This window comes from Solibacillus sp. FSL K6-1781, from assembly GCF_038630735.1.
GTDB classification, from domain to species: Bacteria; Bacillota; Bacilli; order Bacillales_A; family Planococcaceae; genus Solibacillus; species Solibacillus silvestris.
Genome location: NZ_CP152038.1, coordinates 4,091,146 through 4,101,566 on the forward strand (window position 1 = coordinate 4,091,146; position 10,421 = coordinate 4,101,566).

At 36.6% G+C, this 10,421-nt stretch carries 9 protein-coding genes; 2 read left to right on the top strand and 7 right to left on the bottom strand.

Translation table 11 applies throughout. The annotated features are described in order from the left end of the window. Positions 1-108: 108 nt before the first annotated feature. Complete coding sequence (locus tag MHH37_RS20760; protein WP_342574479.1) at positions 109-1,257, top strand: ABC transporter permease; 1,149 nt, start codon at positions 109-111, stop codon at positions 1,255-1,257. A 92-nt stretch (positions 1,258-1,349) separates the two neighbouring features. On the opposite strand, the gene MHH37_RS20765 is transcribed toward MHH37_RS20760, so the two are convergent. The 3 genes from MHH37_RS20765 to MHH37_RS20775 all read right to left on the bottom strand — a co-directional run bounded on the left by MHH37_RS20765 (position 1,350) and on the right by MHH37_RS20775 (position 5,621). Beyond that, complete coding sequence (locus MHH37_RS20765; protein ID WP_008408319.1) at positions 1,350-3,017, bottom strand: sodium:solute symporter family protein; 1,668 nt, start codon at positions 3,015-3,017, stop codon at positions 1,350-1,352. A 16-nt stretch (positions 3,018-3,033) separates the two neighbouring features. Beyond that, the gene (locus MHH37_RS20770; protein ID WP_342574482.1) at positions 3,034-3,336 is read right to left on the bottom strand and encodes a sodium/substrate symporter small subunit; all 303 of its coding nucleotides are present in this window, start codon (positions 3,334-3,336) and stop codon (positions 3,034-3,036) included. A 695-nt stretch (positions 3,337-4,031) separates the two neighbouring features. Next, a complete protein-coding gene (locus MHH37_RS20775; protein ID WP_342574483.1) occupies positions 4,032-5,621 on the bottom strand; it encodes an ATP-binding protein in 1,590 nt (529 codons plus the stop codon). A gap of 257 nt (positions 5,622-5,878) precedes the next feature. Between MHH37_RS20775 and MHH37_RS20780 the strand changes: the two genes are divergently transcribed. Beyond that, positions 5,879-7,069, top strand: coding sequence for an MFS transporter (locus MHH37_RS20780; protein WP_339263397.1), 1,191 nt, complete (start codon positions 5,879-5,881; stop codon positions 7,067-7,069). A gap of 191 nt (positions 7,070-7,260) precedes the next feature. On the opposite strand, the gene rlmH is transcribed toward MHH37_RS20780, so the two are convergent. The 4 genes from rlmH to MHH37_RS20800 form a co-directional block, all read right to left on the bottom strand. After that, a complete protein-coding gene (gene rlmH, locus MHH37_RS20785) occupies positions 7,261-7,740 on the bottom strand; it encodes a 23S rRNA (pseudouridine(1915)-N(3))-methyltransferase RlmH (protein WP_342574484.1) in 480 nt (159 codons plus the stop codon). Positions 7,741-7,830: 90 nt separating this feature from the next. Beyond that, entirely contained in the window at positions 7,831-7,995 is a 165-nt protein-coding gene (locus tag MHH37_RS20790; RefSeq protein WP_342574485.1) for a CxxH/CxxC protein, read from the bottom strand. 163 nt (positions 7,996-8,158) lie between these two features. Then, on the bottom strand, positions 8,159-9,451 hold the full coding sequence (locus tag MHH37_RS20795) for a trypsin-like peptidase domain-containing protein (RefSeq protein WP_008408331.1): 1,293 nt from the start codon (positions 9,449-9,451) through the stop codon (positions 8,159-8,161). Positions 9,452-9,632: 181 nt separating this feature from the next. Beyond that, complete coding sequence (locus MHH37_RS20800) at positions 9,633-10,421, bottom strand: MBL fold metallo-hydrolase (protein ID WP_342574487.1); 789 nt, start codon at positions 10,419-10,421, stop codon at positions 9,633-9,635.

The following is a 10,421-nucleotide window of genomic DNA, read 5'->3' on the forward strand; positions in this document are numbered from 1 at the left end:
AATGAACAATCTGTTTATTTTGTTGATTGCTTTGATTTCCCCTTAAATTATAAAATAAACGAGTAATAATAAACAACATGTTGAAATTTGAGAAAGGGTGAAATTCATTTGAGATTATTTAAAGAAAAATTAGCATGGGCTGCTCCTATTGCTGTTATATTAATCATTGCACTATTTTCGGTAAACTTATTCGCACAAGGAAATCCGCAAGTAAAAAATCTGCCGGTTGCTCTTATTGTTAACGATGAGGGGCAACACGTTGAAACTGTTCGCGAGGCTGTTGAACAAATGAGTAAAGGTATAGACGGTGCAGAGCCCGTTATAGCATTTACAAATGAGAATGAAGAAAATATCAAGGCACTTTTTGCAGATAAAAAGTATTATGCAGCACTTGTCATTCCTGAAGGCTACAATGACACATTACAAAATGCACTAACAAACAATGAAGCGGCAAAACTTCAAATATATATTAACCAAGGCTTTAATATGACAGGTGCAAACTTTGCAAAAACTGCTTTAAACGGTTTTGTAAATGAGGTAAATAGTCAATATTCCGCCAACTTCCTAGCACAGCTTGGCACTGAAAAAATTGATGCAACGCAAGCTTCTGTTTTAGTAAATCCAATTGTTCCTGAAGAAAAAATATACAATGCTATAACAGCTTCTACTGCAAATGGTAGTGCTCCAACTTTATTGGCAGTACCTGCATGGGTAGGGGCGTTAATCGGTGGATTCATTGTATTTTTAGCAACATCAGGCATCTTGAAGAAAGAACTGTTAACACGTAAACAAACATTAGGCCTTATTGGCGGGCAAGTATTATTCGGCATTATTATCGCCCTATTCTCAGGCTTTACTGTTGCAACACTTTCACAGATCGCCGGTATTAACATGCCAAGCTACTTCCTAGTTGCCTTCTTTGTATCATTTGCGGCATTCTGTTTCTACTTATTAGTATCAGCAATTACCGCATGGATCGGCAAACCGGCCATTACATTATTCATGGTTGTCATGCTTTTAGGTATGGGTGTTCTTATGACACCACAGGAAATGCTTCCAAGTTTCTTCGTAAACTTCATTCGTCCTTGGGTACCAATTCGCTTTGCTTCTGAAGGTTTACGAGAAATTTTCTATTTCGGTAGCGGATTTTACACAGGCGCATCCTTTAACACAATTTTAGTAATTGGTATTGCAGGTTTGGTTATTTTCTTACTGTCTATTTTCAAACCGGTAAAAGTTAAAGAACAACAGAACTAACATATTAAAAAACGTTATTTTGCATTCAGCGCAAAATAACGTTTTTATTTATTATTTAATTTCTTTGTACATTAAACTGCGCTCTGGATTCTTTATTCTTTCGATGACCCGTCATTTAAATAAACTTCACCGTCTTTATAAACCATTTGTTCTGGATAACGCAGGTTTATAACTGCATCTTGAAGTTCTTGTGAAGGAGCCCGTGTTGAAAGCGAAACAATAATATTAGTAGCGAAGGCAGCAATTGCTCCGAAAATACCAGCACCTGTATCAATGATGCCTAATATCGTAAAGCCACCGTACTTCGCACTAAAGATGTAGATAAGTGTTACCGCTAATCCGACAAGCATTCCCGCTATTGTTCCTTTTGCATTAGCACGCTTCCACCAGACACCTAAAACGAGTGCTGGGAAGAAGGTACCTGTTGCAAGCGCGAATGCCCATGCAACAATTTGAGTAATGGCACCAGGTGGGTTTAATGCAATAATACCAGCCAACAGTGTTGCCACAACAATTGAAATACGTCCTATTAACAGGCGTTTTTGTTCAGAGGCTTGTGGATTGATGATGCGATAATAAATATCGTGTGCAAATGACGAGGATATAGAAATCATTAAACCACCAGCTGTAGATAATGCAGCTGCCATTGCGCCTGCTGCCACGAGTCCAATAACAAACACACCTAGGTTTGCGATTTCAGGTGTTGCCATTACGACAATATCGTTGGCTATTTGCAGTTCTAGCCATTGAAGAATGCCATCACCATTCGTATCGGCTATCCCTAATTTGCCTGTATCAATCCATGATTGAGTCCAAGCCGGTAGCTCAGCAATTTTTCTACCAGCCACTTCCGTCATTAAAATAAAGCGAGCAAAAGCGGCATAAGCTGGTGCGCTAAAATATAAAAGCCCGATAAAAACTAATGCCCATGCACCTGACCAACGAGCCGCCTTCATAGTACCTACTGTATAAAAACGTACGATTACATGCGGAAGCCCAGCTGTACCACACATTAACGTAAACATAAGAGCTAAAAACTGCCACTTAGTTCCATTTGTAAAAGGTGCAAAATACTCCGAAATACCGAGTTCCCGGTCGAGTTCACCCATTTTCGTTAAAATTTCACCATAGGAAATCCATGGTAAGGGATTACTAGTCAAATGGAATGACATAAAAATAACAGGTACTAAATATGCGATAATTAAAATCACGTATTGTGCTACTTGAGTCCAAGTAATACCTTTCATACCACCAAATGCAGCATAAAATGCAATGAGCACAACGCCGATTAGCGTTCCAATTTTCGCATCAATTTCAAAGAGACGTCCAATTACTACACCAGAACCTGATAGCTGTCCGATTGAATACGTGAAGCTTATAATAATTGTACATATAGCTGCTATTATTAGTGCTGCTTTACTATTAAAACGGTCCCCAATAAATTCTGGCACAGTATAGCGACCAAATTTACGAAGCTGCGGTGCAAGTAATATCGTTAAAAATAAATATCCGCCAGTCCATCCCATAATATAAGCCAATCCATCATAGCCAAGTAACATGATCGTACCAGCCATCCCGATAAAGGATGCTGCACTCATCCAATCTGCCCCAATTGCCATCCCATTAAAAATTGGTGGCACTCCACGACCAGCAACATAGAAGTCCGATGTTTGTTTAGCAGTGTTATAAACTGCAATCCAAATATATAAAGCAAATGTTGCCAGTATAATTAACATTGACACTATAAATTGAGTATCCATAAATTACCTCCCTTCATTAGTGATTCATCATATTGTTTGCGCCTATCTCTTCATTTCGCGCTTCACTAATCCCATACTTTTTATCAATTTTGTCCCCAACAATTGCATTTACAAAAAGTAAAATAATGAAAGTAAGCAAAGCTCCAATTGCCCCCATAAAATAGTGGAACGGGAAACCTAAAAATTGAACTTCAGTTAATGAGTCTGCAAGCGCTACCATAACAAAAGACACTAAAAACCAAATAACAAAAAAAATAGCCATGTACGTATTTTTCTCACGGAAATAGGCATCAGCAACTTTTTTGTCGATTTTTTTCATCTAGACCTTCTTTCTTCAAATTTTTATCGTAAATCAAAAATAAAAAGAATTGTTTCCTTTAACGGAAGCGGTACTAAAATCACCTTAACAACCATTAAAATAATAAGTCCGATTACTGGAAAGGTGAGAGCGATGAAACGTTTTTTTATTAGTCCATAAGCAAGACAGCAAATGGAGAAAAGAATAATGAACAGCAGCAACTAATTCCCCCTTTGTCTCCAAGTTTTTTTTAATGTATGTTGAAAATGTCCAGGATAAAACGACTATAGAATAAAAAATCCAGTTGAGTACGAATATTAAAACAGACAAGCATGAAAAATTAAAACCACCTGGAACGATGACAAATCAACGTTCCAGGTGGTATTTATTAAAACACTTATAATATGGTTTGTTTCCTCTTTTATCGAATTTGATTTTTCTTATAAACTTAAACACAGAATACATAATTATTAATGATTCCACGGTTTACTATGTTATATTGAAATAGTAGTATTTTTGACATCGAAAATGTTAATTTAAGATTGTTAAATCAGCATTATTGGGTGCCAAACCCATTAGAGTTCTTCAGGAACAAAGAATTCTACCGCAGCATCTCCAAGTGGGATGCTGCTTTTTTGTTTGTTTCCGAAACAAGTTAATATCCTCTAAGCTTTTTCATATCTATTTTCTTACACACCAATAATGGTTCTGAATTTTTAAGATTGCGGCAACCAAATTGTAAAGATTGTGCCTTTTTCCTTCTCACTTTTTACTTTTATTCTTCCTCTATGCAACTCAATAATGTGATAGCTCATCGATAATCCCAGTCCCAACCCGCTTTTTTTCGTTGAATGAAAAGGAGTGGATAGTTTTTCTAAAGTATCTTTATCCATTCCAGATCCATCATCTCGGATTGTAATTTCAACCTCACCATCAGATTGATTTTGATTGACAGCAATTGATATATTGCCTTCAAAGTCAATGGCTTCAAAGGAATTTCGTAGGACGTTTAGAAAAACCTGCTTGATTTTATCCTTATCTACATTAATTTTATTTTTAAAAGTAGCCTGATAATGGACCTTTATATTTTTATTTTTAAAATCATTTTCCATTAACGTTAAAATATCTTCTATAATTTCATGTATACTCACTCTGGATTTAGAGACTTCTTTTGCATCTGGTTTAGCCATCATTACAAATTGCTGAACAAGATTTTTTATTCTTTCTAATTCACTGAAGATGATTCTAAAATATTCTTTTTGCTTGTCATTATCTGTTTTTAAATTTACCTTAAAGACTTCTAATAAACCTATGATTGAAGTAAGAGGATTTCTAATCTCATGAGCAAGTCCGGCACTGATCTTTCCTATTGCTGATAATTTCTCACTTAGCATAAGTTGCCTTTCTAATACGAGTCTTTCTGTAATATCTCTAAACTGGCCAAATACTCCATTTATTTGGTTGGATTCATTATAAATTGGAAATGAGTCAAATAAATACGTTTTATTGGATATAGATATTTCAATATCTTCGTACTTTTTACTCCCTCTCAAAACATTTTCCATGTACCCGCCAATTACTGCAATTTCTGTAATAGGGAGATTGCATATTTCTTCTTTATTGCAAGATAATACTTTCTCAGCAAAAGGATTTATCTCAATTATTTTTCCGTCCTCATTGGTCATAATGACCCCGTTTCGACTGTTTTCCATCAGCACTTGATTTAAGATTAATAATTTCTTATTTTGCTGCTTTACTTTAACCTCACGTTCTATAGAATCCACCGCAGACTGGAGTAATCCTGAATGGAATGAACTTGCATGATGAGCAGCCATCATCACCGAAATAGTCCCGCCTATTTTACCTAAAGAATTGAATGGTACAGAGAAACAAGCACTTTTATGTAAATAACGGAAGAAATGGTCTGATCCAATGAGTTGGACAGATTCCCCTAATTTTAGTGCCATTTCAATACTATTCGTTCCCGCCTCTTCTTCCTTTAACCTGATTCCGGTAGATAAACCTAACGATTCACTTTGGCACTTAATCATTTCATCTCCGTACAACTCAATAATGTATCCTTCATGATCAGTGATAACGATTAAAACAGCTGTCCCATCAAGTTCAGCTATTAACTTCGTCATAAATTTTCTCGCCACTGTAATGGTATCTTCAAGCACCTTCTTTTTTTGTACCAACTCACTTTTTGACAATTTCCCTCCAGGAATCGGAAATTTATAAGGATCCAATTTCCTATCAAGACATCTTTGATGCGAATTATATATATATTCATTTCTAGTTTCCATTTTTTTAAAGCCACCATTTGCAATTTATTTGTTATTCCATCCAATCTATTAAGAATACCATTACTTGTACATTTAGGTAGATATGCTTATAAAAATATAATACTAGAAACTCTATTAATTTTAATTCCAGTTATATCAATGAATAATCTATTAATGCCTTAACTATATAACTTCCGGTAATTGTTCTATTCTTGGTATGATGTTAAGGTTGTGTAATTACTATGTCACACATTTACATATCTAAGAAAGAGGTATTTATGCACTCCACAGAATTATCAAAGCAACATTGGTTGCTGATCTTAACACTTTCTTTATTAACATTTGTTCTCGGGACAAGTGAATTTGTTATTGTCGGAATTTTAACAGATATTTCTTCAAGTCTTAATATGACTAATGTAAAAACCGGCACACTCGTTTCTGCGTTTGCAATTACGTTTGCCATCGCTACACCACTGGTGATGTCAGTAACAAGTCATTTACCAAAGCGAAAATGGATGTTGTTTTTAATAGCATCTTTCATCATTCTAAATGCTTTGTGCGTAATTTCGACGAGCTATATCATGCTCCTTACACTACGGATTATGACAGCGATTGTAACAGGAGTTTTAATCTCTCTAGCCATGATTGTAGCAAGTGAAACCATACCGATTAAAAAACGCGGACTTGCTATTTCATTCGTTTTCGGTGGTTTCACACTTGCAAATGTCGTTGGAGTGCCAATTGGTATTGTTATCGCCGAAGATTACGGCTGGAATGCCACTTTCATGTTAACCACTTTCCTAGGAGGATTGGCGTTTTTGGCATCCTTTTTTGTCTTACCTCATAAACTCAGCCAAGTACGCAGTTCGATACGTGATCAGTTTTCTTTATTGACCAAGCCTCGTATATTGATGGCTTTTTTCATTCCTGCACTCGGATTTGGCGCAACTTATGCAGTCTTTACATACCTTGTACCAATCTTGAAAGAAATGGGAACACCAAATAAGTCAATTAGTATAATCTTATTTAGTTATGGGTTTATTTCGATTTTCAGCAACATCCTCGCTGGTAAAATTGCTAGCCAAAATGCAATCGGTCGCCTTCGGTTTGTTTTTCTCGTGCAAGCAGTTGTTCTGACAAGTTTATTTTGGACTACCAATCAATTTGTTTTAGGATTAATAAATATTGGATTAATGTCGTTAATGGCTATCCTTTTAACAACATCTACTCAGCTATATTTAATTGACCTTGCAGGAATTTATCAGCCAAAAGCAACAGGACTCGCCGCTTCACTAATGCCAGTGGCAAGCAACGTAGGCATCGCTTTTGGTTCTGCATTAGGTGGAATTGTGTACCATCAAGGAAATTTAATGAATGTAGCTTGGGTCGGTGGGATAATTGCCGTCTGTGCAAGTCTGCTAACTTTCTTTAGTCATCAATTAGACCAAAAACAAAATACATCAGAATAGAAGTGATTAATTAAACAAAAGTTAAATTAATTCTACATCGATCATTGCTACCGGTTTATATTTTTCGGCAGATAGAGATGAATTTTCAGAAACAGTTGCCAATTAAAGTGCTTACTTAGTTACAACCTATACTTTAGTAGAAAAACAGGCACAATCGCATGAAGCGAATGTGCCTGTTTCAAAAACCGCACTTACTTATGATACGGTTCTCCCTTAATTATTCTAAAACTGCGGTATATTTGTTCTACTAGCACGAGTTTCATCAACTGGTGAGGCAGCGTCATTTTTCCGAAGCACAGCTTTTCATCCGCGCGCTGAAGTACATCCGTATGCAATCCTAATGATCCGCCTATAACAAATGCAACTTTGCTTTTCCCGTAAGTCATCAGCGCCTCTAAATCTGCCGCCATTTCTTCGCTCGTTTTCATTTTACCGTCGAGTGCCAAAGCGATGACATATGTACCATCATTAATTTTCGCAAGGATACGGTCACCTTCTTTTCGTTTGACGATTTCCATATCGGCATCGCTTAATTGTTCAGGTGCTTTTTCATCCGGGACTTCTACTAAATCGATTTTTGCATAGCCGCCTAATCGCTTCACATATTCCTCGATACCCATTTTTAAATACTTTTCTTTTAACTTTCCAACCGAGATGATAGTAATATTCACAACTTATCCACCTTTACGTTCCATTTACAAACAAGTTATCCACAAAAGTTATGCACATATCCACAAATAAAAACTATATATTGTGTAAAGTTATTTACTTGATACAACATATGTTGCTGACTGTTCACAGTAAGAACAAGTTGTTGATAACTTTTCCTCTTCCGATAATAAATCCATCATAGGGAATTGTTCCGTTTCTGCCACGTGCATATCTAACGCATGATCTATATGGGTTTCACAGCTGTATGTCTTCATTTTTAAACCTTCTTTCTTTTCTGAAATTTCCACAAACTTATTCACAATTTTTGAAATGTTATCCACAACTCATTGTAACAGACAAAAAACGAGTAGAAAAGACAAGCCTTTTTCTTCTCTACCCGTTGTGTACAATTTCATTCTTTAATTAAGTTATCCACATTTACAATTGTGCATTTTCCACTAACTCTAAATTAGCTTCTACTATTTTACCGTTACGATATACTTTAATTTTTAGTGTATCGCCAATGGATTTTTCATTATATAGATGTTTGCGAAGCTCAATTGCATTTTCAATTTTTTCGCCATCCATTTCTACAATGACATCATACTGCTGTAATCCTGCCTTATCCGCAGCTGAACCTCTTACAACTTGGGAAATGACAACGCCATTAGTTACTTCCTCAGGTAATTTTAATGTTTGCTGTTGATAATAAGCCGGTACTTCCGTTAAATCGACTAAGGAAATTCCCATTGTTGGACGTTGTACTTCCCCGTGCTTTTCGAGTTGTTCAATAATCGGAATTGCTGAATTGATTGGAATTGCAAATCCTAAGCCCTCAACTGAAGACTGGGCAATTTTCATCGAATTTATACCGATTAATTCACCTGCAATATTCACTAAAGCGCCACCTGAGTTCCCTGAGTTGATTGCTGCATCAGTCTGTAATACTTCTGTAGACCAGTCTTCTGCACCATCCTCATTTAAGTCGACTGGCACCGAGCGGTCTTTCCCCGAAATTACACCTGTTGTTACAGAACCATAAAAATCTAAGCCTAATGGATTTCCAATGGCGATTACCGTTTCACCTTGTTTTAATACATCCGAATCTCCAAAGTTAGCTACTGTATCAATTCCTTCACTTGGTATTGAAAGTATTGCTAAGTCTGTCCAGATATCAGAACCGATAAGCTCTGCTTTTACTTTTTCGCCATCATCTAAAGTTACTTCAATTTGTTCTGCCCCATCTACAACATGGTGGTTCGTTACGATAAAGGCAAAGTTCCCTTCTTTTTTATAAACAACGCCTGAACCGCTACCTACCGCTTGAGCTTCTCCCGTACTTTGGTTCCAGAAGTTCGGTGCTACATTTTGAATATTTGTAATTCCAACAACGGCACTTGATACTTTTTCCACCGCATCTGTTACATTTGTAGTTACCTCTGTGGCAGTTTGACTAATTGTTGAGTTTGGGGAGTCCTTTGTAATCGAATTTACTTCATTGCCCCCTGGCAACTGATTTGCCAACGAGGGAAGCAGGAGCCATAATAATAAAGCACCAACTACAACACCACTCAAGCCAGATAAAAAGTACCCACCTTTACTGCCGCCTTTTTTTTCTTTTCTATTCTGCCGCTGTTTTTTTTCTTCTTCCTCTCTTTTTAAACGAGCCTCAAGCTCTGTAATTCGGTCATTTTGAGTTTCTTTCTTATCGTCTTCAGGATAGTAACCCATACCGTTCATCCTTTCTTTATTTTTCTTACTGATAGCATACACATTTAACATTAAAATTAGATGAAAATCACATAAAACCTAATTAAAAATTATCCATAAACTAAAAAAGGTATGCTAAAAGTAGAAACTTTTAACACACCTATCTTTTACCCATATTTACTTCAATTATGCCTTGCTGAAATTAAACTGTCACAAGCTTTGTCGGCTCATTTGCATCGGTATCATGCAGATGCAGATATTCCCCTGCCATAACGCCGCAAGACTGCAATGTCTGTTCTACGCTCATCCGCGCCAGATCTTTCATATTGTTGTCTTTACTTAAATGCGCCAAATAAATTTGCGTCGGTTTTTCTGCTACAACATCAGCCATTGCCACTGCAGCATCTTCATTCGATACATGTCCTACATCCGATAATATACGGCGTTTAATACTCCAAGGGTATTTGCCCATTTGAAGCATGCTCACATCGTGATTACTTTCAAATACATAGGCATCTGCTGCTGAAATATATCCTTTCATCCTGTCGCTGACATAGCCCGTATCTGTAATGACAACAAGCTTCCGTCCATTTTCATAGAATGTATAGAACATCGGTTCAGCAGCATCATGAGACACGGCAAACGATTGAATATCCAGCCCGCCAAACGTTTTTACTGTTTCCATATTAAAATCAAAACATAAGTCTGTCGGAATCGTTCCTACGAGCCCGTCCATCGCTGTCCATGTTTTTGCATTTGCAAAGACAGGAATATTATATTTACGTGCAATGACACCAAGCCCTTTAATATGGTCACTATGCTCATGAGTTACTAAAATACCTGATAAATTTTTCATATCACGATCTATATTAGCAAACAGTTGCTCCATTTTCTTTCCGCTTAAGCCTGCATCAATCAAAAATGAATGTTCATCATTTTCTACGTAGACTGCGTTTCCTGTACTGCCACTTGCTAAAACGCTAAATCGCAT